Origin of the sequence: Luteolibacter ambystomatis (genome assembly GCF_018137965.1) — a bacterium.
GTDB lineage: Bacteria > Verrucomicrobiota > Verrucomicrobiia > Verrucomicrobiales > Akkermansiaceae > Luteolibacter > Luteolibacter ambystomatis.
This window is the reverse complement of record NZ_CP073100.1, coordinates 4,536,540-4,553,672: the sequence shown is the minus strand read 5'-3', so window position 1 is coordinate 4,553,672 and position 17,133 is coordinate 4,536,540. Positions and strand designations below refer to the sequence as shown.

Below are 17,133 nucleotides of genomic sequence, written 5' to 3'. Positions count from 1 at the left end.
CATGAAGGCCCGCGCCGTTTCCATCCTCGCCATGCTGATGCTTTCCGGAGCACGCCTCCAGGCCCATCCGGACGCGAGCGAGAACATCCAGGAGCTGGACAAGCAGCTTGTGGAGAATCCGCTCGATGCTTCGTTGCACGTCGCGAAGGCAGCCGTACTGCGCGGCATCGAGGAGTTCAATGAAGCATCGCGGGTGCTGGATGTGGCGGAAAAGCTCGACCCGACGTCCCCCGGGGTGGCGTTGGGCCGTGCCCAGCTCCTGCTGGCAACCGGCAATGAACGCGGGGCCCGGATGATGGCGGATGCCATCGTGAAGGCGCATCCGCGTTTTCCAAACGGCTGGGAATTCCTCGCGTCACTTCAACAGAAGGCGGGCGAACGGGATGGCGCGATCGATTCGCTCCGCAAGCACCTCGCGTTTGCGGAGCGCTTTCACGCGGATGATTTCACCGGTTGCGCAAGCCTGCTCGAGTCACGGGGCAAGCCCGGCGACAAGGAGGAAGCGGTGCGGATGTTGGATGAAGGCATCGCGAAACTCGGCTGCATGACCGGACTGCACATCATGGCCGCGAATCTGGAAACGTCTCTGGGACGCTACAACGCGGCGCTGTCCCACTACGACGTGCTGGCCGCACGCTTCCGGCCGCGTCCGGAGTGGGCGGTGGCGCGTGCGGAGATTCTGTTGCAAGCGAAGCGACCGAAGGAAGCGGCGGCGGCGTACGATGCCGCCGTTGCCATGCTCGACGCGCTTCCGGCGGACCGGCGTGCAGGACCGGAGGTGGTGAGATTCCGGACGGTCCTGGTAGCCCAGCGCGAGGAGGCTCTGAAGAATTAGCGGAACATTCCTGTTTGCGTTTGTGCTACTTCACACCTCGATCTTCCACGGCGCGCGCATCGGTTGATTGATCAACGCGTTCGCCGCGGGATCGTCGAACCGCAAGGTCTTCGGATCAAACTTTAGGCTCTTGTTCAGGCGGTGGGCGGTGACGCCCATGTTCACCATCGTGCAGGAGCGGAAGCCGTTCATTTCATTGAGGGCGAATTTTTTCCGGGTGCGCACGGCTTCGTGGAAGTCGGTGAGCTGCGGCTCGGGATCGGGCAGCTCGGCGAGCTTTTTCTCCAGATCCGGGATGTCGGATTTGAAATCCTTGAAGATTTTGCCCTTCGGGCCCTCGATGTAGGCGGCATCCTTGTCCTTGTTCTGACCATCGAGGATGATCTTGCAGCCATCGGCGTAGGTAAACTCGATGCGCCTCCATGATCCGATGGCATCGGCATCCTGCGGATCGGCATCGATCTCGACGGAGATCGGGGACGTGTCATCCTTGCCGAGAATGTACTGCACCGGATCAAGGTAGTGCTGGCCCATATCACCGAGACCGCCACCATCGTAATCCCAGTAGCCGCGGAAAGTGCCGTGGGTGCGGTGGGCGTTGTAGGGCTTGAGCGGCGCGGGCCCGAGCCAGAAATTGTAGTCGAACTCCGGCGGCACCGGTTGCACGGGCAGGTCCTTCTTCCCGGACCAGATGAACTTCCAGTCGAAACCGGTCACGCCGGAGACGGTGACCTTGAGCGGCCATCCGAGCAATCCGTGCATGACGGCCTTCTTGATCTGCTTCACCGGCACGCCCATGCCATAGAAGTTGTCCTTGAAGCGGAACCAGGTGTTGAGGCGGAAAATGCGCTCGTGCTTCTGCACGGCTTTCACCATCGCGATGCCTTCGCCGATGGTGCGGCTCATCGGCTTCTCGCACCAGATGTCCTTGCCCGCCTTCGCAGCCTCGATCGCCATCAGCGCGTGCCAATGAGGCGGCGTGGCGATGTGGATGATGTCGATGTCCTTGCGGGCAAGCACCTCGCGGAAATCGTGGTAACCCTTGATGCCCTTCGCCTCGCCTCCGGCCTGCTGCATGCGCTGGTCGAGGTGGCGCTGGTCCACATCGCAGAGAGCGAGCAGTTTGCCCGGCATGCCGAGGTGCGAGGCGCTGATGCCGCCGCAGCCGATGATGGCGCGGGTCAGTTCCTGCGAGGGTGGGGTCTGGCCGGAGAGTCCGAGCACGCGGCTCGGCACGATCTGGATGGTCGCAAGAGCGGCGAGCGTCTTGAGGGTATGGCGGCGGGTTTGCATGACAAAATCAGGGAACCGGTTTGCTACGAAGGACGGGAGGGCCGTGTTTCACACGAAGAGGCCCACCCTTGTTCCTATTCCAAATCCGGGAGATTCCGGACACACTCGGCCGATGTTTTCGCAAGTCCGGCCCGCCGCTTGGAACTCAAGGCAGCTCGGACGGCACCTTCACCGGCGGCTTGCCCGGAGCGGTGCGATCCCAGAACGTGAGAGCGAAGAGAACGGCCACGCCGAACGCCACGCCCGCGGGCATGAGCCAGAAGGCCTTCGCACCTGCGAGCCAGCCTTCCTTGGTGGTGCCATCGAGCTGGGTGTGGGTGCTCCACCAGTCGAGCACCTTGTTGCCCACCAGCATGCCCGCGCCGTAGGTGAGCAGGCCGATGAGGCCTTGCGCGCTCGCGCGGATGTCCTTCGGCGCCTTGCGGTCGGTGTAGAGCTGGCCGGTGACGAAGAAGAAATCGTAGCAGATGCCATGAAGGGCGATACCGAGCACAAGCATGGCGGGCACCGATGGCGTGAGGCCGAAGACGGCGTAGCGCAGCGTCCACGCGAGCATGCCGGTGAGCAGCATCCACTTCACCCCCAGCTTGCGGAAGAAGAACGGCACCAGCGCCATGAACACGATCTCGCTGACCTGGCCCAGCGCCATCACCCCGGCGGAACTCGCGCCGAACGAGGCCTTCGCCACGAAGTCATAGGTGGATGCATAGTAGAACGCCAGCGGGATGCAGATCAGGAACGAGCACAGCGCGAAAACCGCGAAGGCCGGATCCTTGAACAGGCGGAAGGAATCGAGGCCCAGCATCTTCACCACGCTGACCGGCGTGCCCCTGCCGCTCGGCGGCGTGGCGGGCAGAAAGAAACTATAAATACCGTAGATGAGGCTGACGGCCGCGCCGAGCTTCATCGGAAAGGAAGTCGATCCCGCATCGGCGATGCCCGGCAGGACCGGCAGCTTCACCAGACCGAACACCGACTGAGCCACCACCAGGCCGGCCACGATCCAGCCGATGGTGCCCCATAGGCGGATCTTCGGGAATTCCTCGTCGGCATCCGCGATATTGTGGAAGGCGATGGTGTTCACCAGCGCCAGCGTCGGCATGTAGCAGAGGAAATAGGCGAGCAGCCACACGAAGAGCGCGTCCGGCGAACTGGTGACCGAGGCGCATTTCCACAGCAGCGCGGCCCCCGCCAGATGCAGCACGCCGTTCACCCGCTCCGCATTGAAGAAACGGTCGGCGACCAAACCCACGAACAACGGCGCGATCAGGGCCGCCCAGTTGTTCGTGGAGTAGATGTAACCCACCACGTTCTGCCCCGCGAAAATCTTCCCGAGGTATCCGCCGAGCGGCACGAAAAAGCTGCCCCAGATGAAAAATTGCAGGAACATCATCACGGACAATTTGAACGTGGTGCCGGAGGAAGACGGGGTCTGGCTCATGGTCGGGGTCGATACGACGGGAGTTGCGTAATATTTCGCAGACTGCGAAGGAGAAGGCTCTCCTGTCGATGTTGAAGACGTTTTCACGGAATTTTGGTCAGCTTCCGGAAAGCGGTGGAATTGGGATGATGCGCGAATCCGAACCACGCCGCGCGGCCGCCGACATGGGACGATTCCTTGAAATATGCGGCTCCGCTCCTACCGTAACGGGTCGCGTCAACCTTTGCCCACCGCATCATCATGAAACCATCCGCACTCGATCGCCGCACGTTTCTGGGAGTCACCGGAGCCACGGTCGCCGCCGCAGGATTTCCCTCCATCCTGAAGGGTGAGGAAGCCGCCGCATCGAAACAATTGAAAATCGGCCTCATCGGCTGCGGGGGCCGCGGAACCGGCGCCGCCAGCCAGGCGCTGTCCGCCGATCCGAACGTGAAGTTATGGGCGATGGGCGATGCCTTCGCACCCGCGATCACGAACAGCCTGAACAACCTGAAGAATTTCAGCGCGAAGGTTGAGGTTCCGGAGGAACGCCGTTTCGCGGGCCTCGATGCTTTTCAAAAGGTCATCGAAAGCGGTGTGGATGTGGTGCTGCTCGCCTCGCCTCCGGGATTCCGCCCGCAGCACCTGCGTGCCGCGATCGAAGCGGGCAAGCACGTCTTCGCCGAGAAGCCGATGGCCGTGGACGTGGCCGGCGTGAAGTCGGTGCTCGAGTCCGCCAAGCTGGCGAAGCAGAAGAACATTTCCATCCAGCACGGCTTCTGCTGGCGCTTCGCCCCGGGCGTGCGCGAGGCCTACGGCAAGATCACCTCGGGCGAGCTCGGCCGCGTCTGTTCCCTCTACGGCACCTACTTCGGTACGCCGCCAAAACCGCTCCAGCCTGGAATGAAAAGGCCCGACAAGATGGGCGAAGTCGAATGGCAGATCGCATGGTGGAACAACTTCGAATGGCTCAGCGGCGGCCCGCTGCTCGAGCAGGCGATCCACACCGTGGACAAGATCGCATGGGCGATGAACGACGTGGCACCCATCGCCGCCATCGCCAACGGCGGCCGTGCCATGCGCACCGATGACGGTAACGTTTACGACCACTACAACATCGCCTTCGAATATCCCGGCGGCGTCATCTGTCACATGGGCGAGCGCCAGTTCCCCGGCCTCTATGCGGAAGTCGTGGACCGCGTGTATTGCGAGAAGGGTACGGTGATCTGCCCGGACAATCCGATGGTGCTCGGCCCGGATGGCAAGAAGCGCCAGTGGATGTACCGCCCGCAGCCCGGAGCGGAACAAAACATGTACCAGGTCTGCCACAACGAGTTCTTCGCCTCGCTGCGCAAGGGCGAGATCATCAACAAGGGCGAGTACATGGCGAACAGCACCATGCTCGCCATCCTCGGCCGCGAGGCCGCACACACCGGCCTGCGCGTGACCTGGGAGGACCTGTGGAAGGCGGATCAGGACCTCGCTCCGGACGGCCTTCAATTCAAGGACACCTTCCCGATCGCGCCGGTGCCGGTGCCGGGCAAGTACAAGCTCGCCTGAATCCACGCGTTCTGATCCCATTCAAAGCCTCCGGCCATCCGATGTCCGGAGGCTTCCTTTTGCCGCCACCATGCACTCACGATTGCTCTCCGTCCTGCCGCTCCTGATCGCCGCCGCACGCGCCGATGATGCCAAACTGCCGCATCCCGAACTCCTGCCGACCACTAGGAAAATCCATGAGCTGGTGGCGAAGGAAACCGCTCCCGCCGCGGACGCGATGAAGCCGTTCAGCGAGAAAGTGCCGAAGGCTGCGGACGCGACCTTCGATCTTGTCGCGGTTCCCGGCGGTGAGTTCACCATCGGATCTCCGGCGGGCGAAGCGAAGCGCGGCGAGGACGAGGGGCCGCAGAAGAAGCTCAAGATCGAGCCCTTCTGGATGGGCAAGCTGGAGGTGACCTGGGACCTCTACCAGCCCTTCATGGACAACCAGAAGGCGCGCAACAAGGACGGCACGCTCAACCGCGACAACAACCTCACCACTTCCGAACCGCCCGAGCAAAAGGACGGCGAATCGCTGGTGGATGTGGTCACGCAGCCGACACCACCGCACTTGCCGATGCACTTCGGGATGGGCGAGGGGTATTCGAAACAGTATCCGGCGGTGGGCGTGACGGCGCACGCCGCGAGCAAGTTCTGCGAGTGGCTCAGCGCGCAGACCGGCCACTTCTACCGCCTGCCCACCGAGGCGGAATGGGAATACGCCTGCCGCGCGGGCACCACCACCGCCTACAACTTCGGCGATGATCCGGCGAAGCTCGATGACTTCGGCTGGTCCGTCGCCAACTCCGAGTACCAGTACCAGAAAGTCGGCGCCAAGAAGCCGAATGCATGGGGACTTTACGACATGCACGGCAACGTCGCCGAGCTGTGTCTCGACCAATATCTGCCGGACGCCTATACGAAGGCGGCGGACGGCGCGACCAATCCATGGGTGCCGGTGACGAAGCGTTACCCCACCGTGTATCGCGGCGGCAGTTGGAACGATGATCCGGACAAGCTGCGCTCCGCGGCACGCGGCAAAACGGAACCGGCGCTGAAGATGATCGACCCGCAGGTTCCGAAGTCGGTCTGGTATTTCACCAATGCTTCGTGGCTGGGCTTCCGCGTCATCCGCCCGCTCAAGACACCGAGCGTGGAGGAGATGCACCGTTACTGGAACATGGATGGCGACAGCGAGTGAGACTCGTTCTTCTCGAACCACGAAGGTCACGAAATCACACGAAATGAAAATGGCCACCGGTTGCGCCGACTCTTGTTTCGTGAGCTTTCGTGCTTTTCGTGGTTCTCTCCAAAGATTGGTTTCGATTGTGGTCTTCGGGGCACTATCGGTCGCACGGGCGGAAGAGCAGCGTTTCACCTTCGAGCGTGGCCTGATGGGCACGCGCTTCGCCATCACCACGCATGGCACGGATGAAGCAACGGCGAAGAAAGCCGCCGAAGCCGCCTTCGCGAAAGCGGAGGAGATCAATGCGGTGGCATCCGACTATATCGCGGACAGCGAGGTGCTCTCGTTGTCGAAAGCGCCGGCGGGAAAAGCGACGGTCGTTTCTTCCCTGCTCTTCGATATTCTCACCAAGGCCCGCAGGGCAGCGGAGATCACCGAAGGCCGCTTTGATCCCACCATCGGTCCCTTGACGAAGCTATGGCGTGAAACCCGCCGTCGCAGCCAACTCCCCGATGCCGACACGCTGTCAAAAGCCCGCGCCGCCTGCGATTGGCAGGCCTTGAAACTCGATCCCGAAACACGCGGTGTGATCTTGGAGAAGCCCGGCATGCGCATCGATCTCGGCGGCATCGCGAAGGGCTATGCCGCGGATGCGATGTTCGCGATCCTGCACGACCGTGGCTTCCCCCGCACCTGCGTGGCTGCGGGCGGGGATCTGCGGCTGGGTGATCCGCCACCGGGACAAAAAGGCTGGAAGGTGGGCATCCGCTCGCTGGAGAAGGGCAAGCTGTCCGATGAAATCCCGCTTTCGAATTGCGGCGTCTCCACCTCCGGGGACTTGCAGCAGTTCGTGGAGATCGGCGGCGTGCGCTACTCGCACATCATCGATCCCTCCACCGGCCTCGGCATGACGCGTCATCTGGCGGTGACCATCGTGGCATGGGATACCACCATCAGCGACTCCTTCGACAATGCGGCGTGCCTCGCCGGACCGGATCGGGCGGAAGCCCTGGCGAAATCGTGGGGAGCGGCACGGGTGATTGTCACCGTGCCACCGCTCAGCCCTTCGCCCGCTCCCGCAGACCGCTGAGGACAAGTTCCGCCAGCGGGTTGAGCTTGCCGCGCCAGAGGGCGGCGATGGCGAGCTTCGGAAAGTTTCCGAGTTCCAGACTGGTCACGCCACGGGCGATGCGGATGCCGGGAGCAGCGATGCTGAGGCCCGCGCCAAAGCCCTTCGCAACGTATGTGTGTACCAGTTCCAACGAGTTCACCTCGATGCTGGCAGGCCAACGGATGCCGGCCTTGTCGAGCCCCTTGGAGAACAAGCGAGAAACCGCCGCGAAATCGGGCGGTCGCACGAGCGGCAGGGCGGCGGCGATGCCGGAGACACCGGATTTCGGTGAGGTGAAGCCGGGCGGCAACAGCAATACCAGCGGCATCGAGATCAGGGTTTCATGACGCACGCCGGAGGGAGGACGCTCCACCAGTTCGGTCACGGCGAGGTCCACTTCCTCGCGCTCCAGCATCTCGAAGGCGCTGCCTTGGTCGGCATCGGTGAGGAAGAGTTCCAGATCCGGCTGCACCTTGCGGACGGAAGAAAGCACGGCGGGCAGGTGATCGCGGATCAGCGTGACCGGTGCGGCCAGCCGCAGCCGCCGCGAAGCCTTGCCGGAGATCCGGGAGCACACTTCCGGCAGCGCCGAAAAGAACGGCGCGAGGTAGTCGTGGAGCTCCTTTCCTGCCGGAGTGAGCTTGAAGGGACGGCGTTGGAACAACCGAACGCCGAGATCCTTCTCCAACTGCGCCACCTGGCCACTCACCGCGGGCTGCTGGATGCCATAGGGCATCGCGCGCGTGGCGGCGGTGATCCCGCCGCTGCTGGCGACGTGATAGAACAGCTCCAGATGGTGAAGGTTCGGCAGCGTTTCAGGCATAAGGCCATCATCACCGGAATCGATGTTTTGACAAAAACATTCGACTCACGGAATCGCCTGATTGCGGTGCATCTTCAGGCGTCTCGCAAACTCCCCGTCCGGTGCGGTCCGCGCTCATGACGTGCGGCGCACCGGCGGCGGAGGGCGGTCATTGGCCCGGGGTCGGAACCGGCGGAGGGGTGGGAGCGGTCGTGCCAAACGGGGTGGCGGGCTCCTTCACCTTGGCAGTGGCGGCGCGCGGACTCAGCAGCTCCTTGAACTGCTTCGCCCAATCCGACGCCTTCGGATGCGAGGCGTATTTCTCCAGATGCTGGAACATGTGCAAGGCCGCGCCCTTCTGGTCGCCGGCGTGGAAGACATCCGTCTCCATCTGCCACATGAGTTCCGGATAGGTATCCTGCTGGAATCGTTCCTGGCCCCCCGCGTCCTTCGACCACGTGGTGGCGGCGATCCCTTCCTGCTGGATGCGTCTCATCCAGGTGGCGCGCAGTGCATCGGTCTTCTCCGGATTGCGCAACGAAGGCAGGATGAGGCGCTCGTAGATATTATTCGTATCGAGCGGGGAATTCGGCCATTCCTTCATATTGAGCCCGTCAAGGCCGTAGGTCTGGCCGAAGACGGAGCCGACGGCGGACTGGCGCAGGTATCCGCGTTGATCCGCGAGCTTGTCCGCATCCAGGAAAATCTCATCGAGAATTTTGCCGGCCTCCGGACCGAAGGTGCTCACGTCCTTTTTGGACGAAGCGACCTGCATCGTGAGCAGCAGCCAGCGCAACTGGAACCGCAGCGCGTGGTGGAACCCCACGTCTCCGAGCTGGGCTTCCTGGCGGCGCTTCCATTCCCGGAATTCCTGCGGCTTCTTGTGCTGCTCCTCCACCTGCTGCTTCTCCACGCATTTCAGGTAAAGCTCCAAGGCGGCCTGATCGCTGGTGAGAGCATTCCGGAAAGCCGCGATGGCCACTCCAAATCGCGCATCCGTCTTGGCGTCCGCCGCTTCCTGGATCTTCTCCAGCTTTTCCAGAAGCATGTCCCGATCCGCCTGGCTGAGAGAATCGGCATGGGCGAACGGGGCGATGGCAAGCATCACGGCAACAACAGGGAATCCACGCATGGAGGTCTTCTTGCATACCCGCCGCGCGCCGCCAAGCACTCGTTCACGGTCAACGGGTCAACTTGCCGGCCAACTCCGCCACCCGCTCCGGCAGGACGAAGGCTCCCGCCGCCACGGCGATCCTGCGACAGCCGTGGAGGGCATGCATATCACCCTCGTCCGCCGCGGTTTTTCCACAACGCCGCACGGTTTCCAAGAGGGCCTCCACCGAGGACTCCCCGGGATCACCGGCCACCAACACGCCATCGCACCAATCGCAAAGCGACTCCAGCGACCGCTCCCGCGTGGCCATGCCGGGGGATAGGGTATCCAAAAAAGAAAGCCTGGCGTCACGGTACCGCATCCGGAGCTGCTGGGACAGCCACGCCACCCGCCGGGGCGAGAGAGTGGTCTGGCACACCGCGCCAAAGGCCGGAGCGTAGTGCAGGCGGGCGATGTCGGTGGTGTCCTCCAGAATGATCGTGCCGGGATAGTCTGCGGCCAGAGCCATGGTCTCCGGGTCATCGTGACGGCCGATCACCAGAGTTTGCGCACCCTCCAGCTTCAGCAGGCCGAGGGTCACCTGCGCGCGGCGGACGTGGGTCGAGCGGGTGTCCACGATCCGCCAGCCTTCCTCCTTCCAGCGGCGCCTGTCCCGGCCGCTCACCCCCCCGTAGGGCAGCGCCACGGTTTTCACCCGCCGGAAATCCTGCTCGGTGGCATCCTCGATCACGCCCCATTGGCGCAGCTTCGCCGCCACGCCCGCGTCCGGCATGAAGATCCCCGGGATGGCCACCGCTCCCTGGGCGGCGAGGCGCTCCAGACTTTCGAGCGCTATCCGTGTTTCCGTATCCATCCCCAGTACCGCCGCCATCCGGATCTCCACGCCAGCCCGGGTGCCCGTGTTTTGCTTCGACATGACCGCATTCATAGCTTTGTATTGCAAAGTTGTTTCCGCCAAAAAATCCGGCGGCAGGCCGGAGGATCATTTGCTTTGTATCGCAAAGTTAGATCCGGACAAGCAAAAACGCGGACGCCATGGTCATCGAATGGCCGGAGCGACGTGAAACGTCATCCGCGCGTGATCGGAGTGAAGGCTCGGTTGGCGGATGACCGAGGTGCATTTCAGGTCATGGCTGAGCCAGAGCTGATCGAGTTGAAGCAGGGGTACGCCGAAGGGCCAGGTCTCGACGAAGCCCCTTGTCTGGGCCGCATTCGCAAAGGTGAAGTCCCTCCGCCAATCGTCATAGCCCACCGCTGCGGGCGGCGTGTTGAAATCCCCTGCGATGAGGCAACGGCGCTCCTTCGCCACCGTGCGGATGCGATCGAGATAGGGCTCGCGGAGCAGCCATGGCTGCGAGGGCACATCGCAGGCCAGCACGGTATGGATCACCCCGCTGATGGACACTTGGATGCGATGGCAGCGCAGCTTGGGAAGCCCCTCGAACAACTCGCTGCCGATGAAGCGCCCGCGCACCCCCACGACAATGCCGCCCTCAAGCTGGTGCCAATCGAGCTCCGGAGCAGCCGTGGTGAAAGCCGCCCACTCCTCCGCGGAAAACACCCCCGCCTCGATCAAGACCACCACGCGGGTGTCTGGTCCAGCCAACTCGCTCCATTGCTCCGGCATCCGGGACAGGCGGTGCCCACAGTTCCACAAGGTGACATCGAAGCCGTCCTTGGTGGCAACGGATTTTTCATCCCGCCAGCGGAAGGAGCGCCAACCTTCCAAGCCCGACAAAAGGGCGACCGCCATGGCGATCCACACCATCACCTTGCCGGGACGGGTGGAAAGCACGAAGGCGACCAATCCGAGCCGCACCAGCCACGGCGTGGCAAACATGACCAGCGCCGTGGGCACCCACTGGTCCCGGACCGTGGATGAAACCAGCACGGACACGACTGCGAGCACGAGAGCCGCGATCCCGGTGATCCGGCGCCACCCGGCCACCGGAGGTCCGGACTTCTCCCTGGCCTTCCGCGTCCGCTTCATTTCCCGAGGTCGAGGATCTGGGCGAGGATGGAAAGGTACTGCTCGAAAGCCTTCCTCCCCTCCTTGTTCAGCGTATAGAGCGTCTGCGGCCGACCGTCACCGGTGAACTTTTCTCCGGCGATGAAGCCGGCCTTTTCCAAGGTGCGGAGGTGGGTGATGAGATTGCCGTCGCTCATGTCCAGCTCCGCCTTGAGATCTTGGAACGGCCACGGCTCCACACGGGAAGCGAGCAGCGTCATGATGGAGAGCCGCCCCTTCTCATGGATGGTTTTGTCGATCTGGGAAAAGTCGATCATGCGGCGGCTTCCTCGCGGCGACCGGTGGTCACGATGGCCGCGCCATAAACCAGATGGAAGCCCCCGAAGGCAATCGCCATCAGCCGGGAGCCGTTTTTCAGGTAGGCCATCACCGGCGCGACCTGGGTGCCAAGCAGGCCGGTCATCGCCGCCAGTGCGAAAACCCCGAAGATGACAAAGGCCCAGCCGAGCCAAACCATCGACTTCGGCGCGAACTCACGGATCGCCAGCAGGGCGATGCCGTAGTGGAGGATCCAGAAACACGCGGCCTGGGAAGTGGCGGCAGGAAAGCCTCCCCGCACCGACAGCAGACCGAGGAAGCCGCCTGCCATGATCGAGGGCAGCGCGCCGCGGATCGCCAGCTTCAGGCCGGAGGTCCACATCCGGCCGTTCTTCGCCGCCGCCACGCGGAAGATCTGCCAAACGTTGAAAAGCAGCACCGCAGCCAACCCTGCCAGCCAAACGCCCGCCCACACCCAGCCGGTTTTGTTTTCCGACACCCACGCGGCTCCAAGTGCCGCCGCGCCACCGACCAGAGCGGTTTCCCCGGAGAGGGCCCGGAACACCGTGGCCCGTTCCATCATCGAGCGGATCACCCGCAGTTGTTCGGCCGCCTCCTCGCGTGTCGTCATGCCCCGCTTTGCCAGACAAAGCCGAAGCATTCAAGTCTCATCGTCCTTGCCCCGGGGGTGCAACGCCTCCTCCCCCATGTCCCGCAGGAAGATCGCCAGTGCCCCGCCGGAAAGGAGCACTTCCGCGAGGGACATGACCAGTGACACGCCCATCAGCCCCAACGCGATGCCGAACAGCATCTTCGCCTGGGCCACGCCCTCGTAAAAGAAAGCGCCCATCGAGGCCAAGCAGAACAGCAGGCTCACCACACCGAAGGCCTGCATCCAGCGGATCAGCCACAGGCGCGTTTTCAAATTCCGGATCTGCGCCTGGACCGCTGGATGGTGACCTTCCAGGAAATCGACATGCAGCTTCCGGATGAGGGCGGAGAGGTGGAGGAAGCGGTTGGTATAGGCCAGGAACAGCAGGGAACTGGCGGGAAACAGCAGCGTGGGCGTGGCGAGCGTCAGTTCCATGGCGGCAGCCTACCGGCCGGGGCTGCGGTCCGCCGCAAAAATCCCCTGCCGTGTTCAAACGTCATCTTCTGGAATCCAACCGGGAAATGTGTTAGTGAAGGGAAGTGACTGCCCCGAATTGTCCCGACTCTCCCCAGCCCACCGACGGCCATGGCATCAGTGAGAAAGACATCATCGAACAGGAGTTGTTCGAGCTGGTTTCGCCCGATCACTCGTTCCTGTCCGGTCCGCGCTCGCGGCTGCATGACTTCGGCACGCTGTTCCGGGTGAGCCTGGATTTCCTGCGCGCCTTCCGCATCCTGCACTTCGTGGGGCCGTGCGTGACCATCTTCGGCTCCGCGCGCACGAAGCCGGGCACGACCTACTACGAGCTGGCGCGGCGCATGGGCGAGGAATGCGCGCGGCTGGGCTTCACCGTCATGACCGGGGGCGGACCCGGGATCATGGAGGCGGGGAACCGCGGTGCCTTCGAAGCGGGCGGACGCTCGATCGGCGTGAACATCGAGCTGCCCTTCGAACAGCACCTCAATCCCTACGTCCACAAATCCTTCACCATGCGCTATTTCTTCACGCGCAAAACGGTGCTCATCAAATACTCCTACGCCTTCATCGTGCTGCCCGGCGGCGCGGGCACGCTCGATGAAATGTTCGAGACCATGACTCTGATCCAAACCGGCAAGCTGCGGAACTTCCCCGTCATCCTGATGGGCAAGGACTACTGGCAGCCGCTGGTGGACTTCCTCTACAAGATGGCGGAGGAAGGAACCATCAGCCCGGAGGACCCGGACATCGTGTTCTTCACCGATGATGTCGATGAAGCGGTGGCGGAACTCCAGCGCCACGCCGTGCGGCAGTTCGGCCTGCGACGCCGGCGCCTGCCGAAACCCAGCCCTCTATTGGACGAACAGGCGCTGGCGAAGTAGTCCTCAATCGCCCTTGGCCGGCTCCCCTTTGGACTGGCGCACGGAGTTCACCTCCGCGCGCGTGGGCTCGCGGTCCGGCACGTCATAGGTTTTGCGCAAGCGGGCGAGCTCGACCCGCAACTCCTGCTCCACGGTGTCGTAACCCTCTTGTCCGCGGAAGGACTTGGTCTCCAGCGGGTCTTTCTCCAGGTCCATGAGATCCCAGTCCTCGCGCTGGCCGGGGATGTAATAGCGGATCAGCTTGTAGCGGCTGGTGCGTACGCCCTCGATGCGCGGCAGGTTGTAGGAGCCGTCATCGTAGTAGTGATAGTAGAGGCTTTTCCGCCAATCGTCCGGAGCCTTCTCATTGCGGAGAATGGGAACCAGCGAACGCCCCTGCATATCCATGGGAATGGATGCTCCGGCGACATCGAGGAAGGTGGGCGCGTAGTCGATGTTCTGGATCATCGACTCCACTTTCCGACCCGGCTTCACCACACCGGGCCAGCGGATGAGGAACGGCATCATGAAGGATTCCTCATTCATCATGCGCTTGTCGGTCCAGCCGTGCTCGCCATTGAAGAACCCTTGGTCGGAGCAATAGATGACGATGGTGTTCGCCGCAAGACCGGCCGTGTCCAGCCACTGCAACAGCTTGCCGACATTGTCATCCACCTCCGCCACGCAGCGGGCGTAGTCGCGCATGTAACGCTGGTACTTGTAGTCGAGCAGCGCCTCGCCGGTGAGCTTCCCCTCCGCCTTGAGACGATAGTATTCCTCGTTGGCCGCGCGGTAGCTGTTGATGAAGGATTCACGTTGCTCCGGGGTGAGGCGGGCGAGCGCCTTGCCGGTCTTGCTGGCAGGATCGAGCGGCTTGTCCGGCGGGAAGATGTTCAGCGCGGCCTCATCCATGCCGGAGAATTTCATGAACGACTTCGAGAGATAGGCGGAGCGTCCCGCATAATCGTCATGGAAGGTCGGCGGCTGCGGGAACTTCACATCCGAATACGCGCTCAGGAAACGCGGCGCGGGCATGCGATGAACATGCGGAGCCTTGAACTGCGTCATCATCAGGAACGGGCGCGATTTGTCCCGCTGCTCCAGCCAGCGGATCGAATCGGCCGCGATGATGTCGGATGAAGTGCCGGTTTCCTGGCGTTCGCCGGGCTTCCCTTTTTCGGCGAAGGCAGGGTTGTAGTAATCGCCCTGGCCGCCATTTCCGGACAGCACCTTCCAGTAGTCGAACTCATCGGTGGGTTGAGGCACGAGATGCCATTTCCCGATCAATGCGGTTTGATAACCGGCGGCGGAAAGCAGCTTCGGAAAGGTCTGCTGCGGCTTCCACAACGAGGCCAGGCCATAGACGCCGTTCTTGTGCGAGAACTTCCCGGTCAACACGGTGGCACGGCTCGGCACGCAGATCGAGTTCGTGCAAAAGCTGCGCGTGAAAATCGCTCCCTCCTTCGCGATGCGGTCAATGTTCGGCGTTTCGTTCAACACCCGGCCACCGTAGAGCGTGCGCCCATAGGCGCTGATGGTGGACAGCGCGTGATCATCGCTGAAGAGAAACAGGATGTTAGGCCGCTCGGGCGGAGTGTCCGCAGCAAGGGCTCCGGCAAGGAGAAGACTCCATCCGACACAGGTGGCCAAAAGGGTCCGGAACGAGGTTCGCATCATGGGAAAAACGCGCGCAAGAACGCGCTGTTGCAACAAAACACCGGCCGGGGCCGGGAGTTCCACGCATGCCCTATTTCTCCGCCCGCTTGGCTTCGTCCCAAGCCTCTTCCATCTGGTCCGCAGTGGCATCGGCGAGCGACAAGCCCTTGGCCGCAAGCAGGCGCTCCATGGCATGGAAACGGTCCTCGAACTTGGCATTGGCGCGGGCCATCAGCACTTCCGGATCGGCACCGCGGAAGCGCGCGAGATTCACCGCGCTGAACATGAGATCGCCGAGTTCCTCGGACACCGCCTCGATATCCTGTGCATCCACGGCCGCTTCCAACTCCTGGAGTTCCTCGCGGATCTTCGCGATCACACCGGTTTCCTGCGGCCAATCGAATCCGACCTTCGCGGCCTTCTTCTGAAGCTTCGCCGCGCGTGGCAATGCGGGCAATCCCTTGCCGACTCCATGAAGAAACGGCTTTTCGCCGACCTCACCTTTCTCCGCGCGCTTGATCGCATCCCACTGCGTCAGCACCGCATCCGGACCATCCGCGACACTGGAACCGAAGACATGGGGATGACGCCGCACCAGCTTGTCGCTGATGCCACGCGCGATGTCATCGAGATTGAAACGTCCCGCTTCCTCAGCGAGCTCGGCATGGAAGACCACCTGCAGCAACACGTCACCAAGCTCTTCGCACAAATGGGTCTGGTCCCCGCTGCGGATGGCATCCACCGCCTCATACGCTTCCTCAATCAGATTCGACACCAGGCTCTCATGCGTCTGCTCCGCATCCCATGGGCAACCACCGGGCGCACGCAGCCGGTGCATGATGGCGCGCAGGCGCTCAAGCTGCCGCCCGGACTCCGGGCAATCGATCATTTCAGCGTCGGTCATCATGAGTTGGAGGCCTTGCGGAGGGTATCGCGTTCTTCTTCGGTCAGGCTCTGAAGGCCCTCGCGGTTGATCTTGTCGAGAATGCGGTCGATCTCATTGCTCGTGTGGAGATCCACGGACGTGCGAGGACGGAGCTTCGATTCCGTCTGCGCCTGACGGCGCTTCCATGACGGCGGCAGGATGCCGTCATGATCGCCCTTGCCCAACAGGAATGGATAGCGCACGAGCAGGAACCCGAGGATCGCGCCACCGAGATGGCCGGCCTCCCCGCCTTCATTGCCGCCGAGGCGCAACACGATTGAGCCCACGGCGATCGCCAGAATGGCGATTGCGAACGTCCGCAGGGACATCTCAATCGGCGGGAACAACATCTGCACCCGCATGTTCGGAGCCACCACCGCAACCCCGATGAGGATGCCGTAGATGCCCGCGGAAGCGCCGACGAGTTCGGTGATATAGCTGTCACCCAGCACATGGGTGAAAACGAGCAATGAAAAGAAGGCCGCGCCCGCCACGCCACACAGCAAATAGAAAATCAGGAACCGCCCCGGACCCCACCACCGCTCCATCCAAGGTCCGAAGAAGTAGAGGCCGATGCTGTTGAACAACACATGCCCCACCGAAGCGTGCATGAACTGAAACGTGATAAACTCCCAGATCCGGCCCTCGAAGATCGCACTCCGGACCGCAAAGGCGGAAAAATTCACGATCCGGTAGCGGAACAGGAGCATGTCCGCGAAGAAGATGACCAGATTTGAAATCAGCAGCCACTTCGTCACCGGCGTGAGGCCGGGCACCATGCGCTGGCGCGGAGGCGTGGAATAATCGCGGTCGTAGCTGCCCATCCGCCGCACGGGGTAGCACGGCCACCGCCGCGCCGCAAGGCCGCCCGCCCCAACTATGAATCAAATCCGTGATTTCCGGGGTTCCCGATGACCCGACTTGTCGATTTCCGGCCTCACCCGCCCCGATCCGGCACGGCGGTTGCTAGAATCCG

General features: G+C 62.8%; 17 protein-coding genes. 5 read left to right on the top strand and 12 right to left on the bottom strand.

The window, feature by feature from the left end:
- The first annotated feature begins 1 nt into the window (after position 1).
- Complete coding sequence (locus KBB96_RS17590; protein ID WP_211630799.1) at positions 2–835, top strand: tetratricopeptide repeat protein; 834 nt, start codon at positions 2–4, stop codon at positions 833–835.
- Between the two features lie 30 nt (positions 836–865).
- Here the strand turns inward: KBB96_RS17590 and KBB96_RS17585 are convergent, their stop codons facing one another.
- Positions 866–2,128: a Gfo/Idh/MocA family oxidoreductase gene (locus KBB96_RS17585; protein WP_211630798.1), complete on the bottom strand. Its 1,263-nt coding sequence runs from the start codon at positions 2,126–2,128 to the stop codon at positions 866–868.
- Between the two features lie 145 nt (positions 2,129–2,273).
- Complete coding sequence (locus KBB96_RS17580) at positions 2,274–3,569, bottom strand: MFS transporter (protein ID WP_211630797.1); 1,296 nt, start codon at positions 3,567–3,569, stop codon at positions 2,274–2,276.
- Between the two features lie 240 nt (positions 3,570–3,809).
- Here KBB96_RS17580 and KBB96_RS17575 point away from each other — a divergent pair, with 240 nt between their 5' ends.
- The 3 genes from KBB96_RS17575 to KBB96_RS17565 all read left to right on the top strand — a co-directional run bounded on the left by KBB96_RS17575 (position 3,810) and on the right by KBB96_RS17565 (position 7,363).
- Positions 3,810–5,108 carry a Gfo/Idh/MocA family protein gene (locus tag KBB96_RS17575; protein WP_211630796.1) on the top strand — a complete coding sequence of 433 codons (1,299 nt, stop codon included), beginning with the start codon at positions 3,810–3,812 and terminating at the stop codon, positions 5,106–5,108.
- Positions 5,109–5,178: 70 nt separating this feature from the next.
- Complete coding sequence (locus tag KBB96_RS17570) at positions 5,179–6,288, top strand: formylglycine-generating enzyme family protein (protein WP_211630795.1); 1,110 nt, start codon at positions 5,179–5,181, stop codon at positions 6,286–6,288.
- A gap of 115 nt (positions 6,289–6,403) precedes the next feature.
- Positions 6,404–7,363: an FAD:protein FMN transferase gene (locus KBB96_RS17565; protein ID WP_211630794.1), complete on the top strand. Its 960-nt coding sequence runs from the start codon at positions 6,404–6,406 to the stop codon at positions 7,361–7,363.
- Here the strand turns inward: KBB96_RS17565 and KBB96_RS17560 are convergent.
- The 7 genes from KBB96_RS17560 to KBB96_RS17530 all read right to left on the bottom strand — a co-directional run bounded on the left by KBB96_RS17560 (position 7,332) and on the right by KBB96_RS17530 (position 12,674).
- Entirely contained in the window at positions 7,332–8,207 is an 876-nt protein-coding gene (locus tag KBB96_RS17560) for a LysR family transcriptional regulator (protein ID WP_211630793.1), read from the bottom strand. The two genes, KBB96_RS17565 and KBB96_RS17560, sit on opposite strands and share 32 nt — an antisense overlap.
- A gap of 148 nt (positions 8,208–8,355) precedes the next feature.
- Complete coding sequence (locus tag KBB96_RS17555) at positions 8,356–9,291, bottom strand: hypothetical protein (RefSeq protein ID WP_211630792.1); 936 nt, start codon at positions 9,289–9,291, stop codon at positions 8,356–8,358.
- A gap of 76 nt (positions 9,292–9,367) precedes the next feature.
- Complete coding sequence (locus tag KBB96_RS17550; RefSeq protein WP_211630791.1) at positions 9,368–10,216, bottom strand: hypothetical protein; 849 nt, start codon at positions 10,214–10,216, stop codon at positions 9,368–9,370.
- Positions 10,217–10,339: 123 nt separating this feature from the next.
- Complete coding sequence (locus KBB96_RS17545) at positions 10,340–11,290, bottom strand: endonuclease/exonuclease/phosphatase family protein (protein WP_211630790.1); 951 nt, start codon at positions 11,288–11,290, stop codon at positions 10,340–10,342.
- Positions 11,287–11,586, bottom strand: coding sequence for a transcriptional regulator (locus KBB96_RS17540; protein ID WP_211630789.1), 300 nt, complete (start codon positions 11,584–11,586; stop codon positions 11,287–11,289). Before KBB96_RS17540 ends, KBB96_RS17545 begins: the two co-directional genes overlap by 4 nt.
- Entirely contained in the window at positions 11,583–12,218 is a 636-nt protein-coding gene (locus tag KBB96_RS17535; protein ID WP_211630788.1) for a hypothetical protein, read from the bottom strand. The genes KBB96_RS17540 and KBB96_RS17535 overlap by 4 nt, the downstream gene beginning before the upstream one ends.
- 30 nt (positions 12,219–12,248) lie before the next feature.
- Positions 12,249–12,674, bottom strand: coding sequence for a DUF2721 domain-containing protein (locus tag KBB96_RS17530; protein ID WP_211630787.1), 426 nt, complete (start codon positions 12,672–12,674; stop codon positions 12,249–12,251).
- A 104-nt stretch (positions 12,675–12,778) separates the two neighbouring features.
- Here KBB96_RS17530 and KBB96_RS17525 point away from each other — a divergent pair, with 104 nt between their 5' ends.
- Entirely contained in the window at positions 12,779–13,597 is an 819-nt protein-coding gene (locus KBB96_RS17525) for an LOG family protein (protein ID WP_211630786.1), read from the top strand.
- 3 nt (positions 13,598–13,600) lie between these two features.
- On the opposite strand, the gene KBB96_RS17520 is transcribed toward KBB96_RS17525, so the two are convergent.
- From KBB96_RS17520 to KBB96_RS17510, 3 genes are all read right to left on the bottom strand, one after another.
- Positions 13,601–15,253 (bottom strand): sulfatase family protein, encoded by a 1,653-nt coding sequence (locus tag KBB96_RS17520; protein ID WP_211630785.1) that lies wholly within the window; start codon positions 15,251–15,253, stop codon positions 13,601–13,603.
- A gap of 70 nt (positions 15,254–15,323) precedes the next feature.
- On the bottom strand, positions 15,324–16,139 hold the full coding sequence (mazG, locus tag KBB96_RS17515; RefSeq protein WP_226373577.1) for a nucleoside triphosphate pyrophosphohydrolase: 816 nt from the start codon (positions 16,137–16,139) through the stop codon (positions 15,324–15,326).
- On the bottom strand, positions 16,136–16,981 hold the full coding sequence (locus KBB96_RS17510; protein WP_211630784.1) for a rhomboid family intramembrane serine protease: 846 nt from the start codon (positions 16,979–16,981) through the stop codon (positions 16,136–16,138). The genes mazG and KBB96_RS17510 overlap by 4 nt, the downstream gene beginning before the upstream one ends.
- Positions 16,982–17,133: the final 152 nt, after the last annotated feature.

What these genes read in the sequence shown, in the direction of transcription:
- KBB96_RS17585 (WP_211630798.1), bottom strand. Translation starts at nt 2,128, where the DNA reads ATGCAAACCCGCCGCCATACCCTCAAGACGCTCGCCGCTCTTGCGACC.
- KBB96_RS17510 (WP_211630784.1), bottom strand. Translation starts at nt 16,981, where the DNA reads ATGGGCAGCTACGACCGCGATTATTCCACGCCTCCGCGCCAGCGCATG.
- KBB96_RS17570 (WP_211630795.1), top strand. Translation starts at nt 5,179, where the DNA reads ATGCACTCACGATTGCTCTCCGTCCTGCCGCTCCTGATCGCCGCCGCA.
- KBB96_RS17555 (WP_211630792.1), bottom strand. Translation starts at nt 9,291, where the DNA reads ATGCTTGCCATCGCCCCGTTCGCCCATGCCGATTCTCTCAGCCAGGCG.
- KBB96_RS17530 (WP_211630787.1), bottom strand. Translation starts at nt 12,674, where the DNA reads ATGGAACTGACGCTCGCCACGCCCACGCTGCTGTTTCCCGCCAGTTCC.
- KBB96_RS17550 (WP_211630791.1), bottom strand. Translation starts at nt 10,216, where the DNA reads ATGTCGAAGCAAAACACGGGCACCCGGGCTGGCGTGGAGATCCGGATG.
- KBB96_RS17560 (WP_211630793.1), bottom strand. Translation starts at nt 8,207, where the DNA reads ATGCCTGAAACGCTGCCGAACCTTCACCATCTGGAGCTGTTCTATCAC.
- KBB96_RS17535 (WP_211630788.1), bottom strand. Translation starts at nt 12,218, where the DNA reads ATGACGACACGCGAGGAGGCGGCCGAACAACTGCGGGTGATCCGCTCG.
- KBB96_RS17540 (WP_211630789.1), bottom strand. Translation starts at nt 11,586, where the DNA reads ATGATCGACTTTTCCCAGATCGACAAAACCATCCATGAGAAGGGGCGG.
- mazG (WP_226373577.1), bottom strand. Translation starts at nt 16,139, where the DNA reads ATGATGACCGACGCTGAAATGATCGATTGCCCGGAGTCCGGGCGGCAG.
- KBB96_RS17580 (WP_211630797.1), bottom strand. Translation starts at nt 3,569, where the DNA reads ATGAGCCAGACCCCGTCTTCCTCCGGCACCACGTTCAAATTGTCCGTG.
- KBB96_RS17520 (WP_211630785.1), bottom strand. Translation starts at nt 15,253, where the DNA reads ATGATGCGAACCTCGTTCCGGACCCTTTTGGCCACCTGTGTCGGATGG.
- KBB96_RS17575 (WP_211630796.1), top strand. Translation starts at nt 3,810, where the DNA reads ATGAAACCATCCGCACTCGATCGCCGCACGTTTCTGGGAGTCACCGGA.
- KBB96_RS17545 (WP_211630790.1), bottom strand. Translation starts at nt 11,290, where the DNA reads ATGAAGCGGACGCGGAAGGCCAGGGAGAAGTCCGGACCTCCGGTGGCC.
- KBB96_RS17590 (WP_211630799.1), top strand. Translation starts at nt 2, where the DNA reads ATGAAGGCCCGCGCCGTTTCCATCCTCGCCATGCTGATGCTTTCCGGA.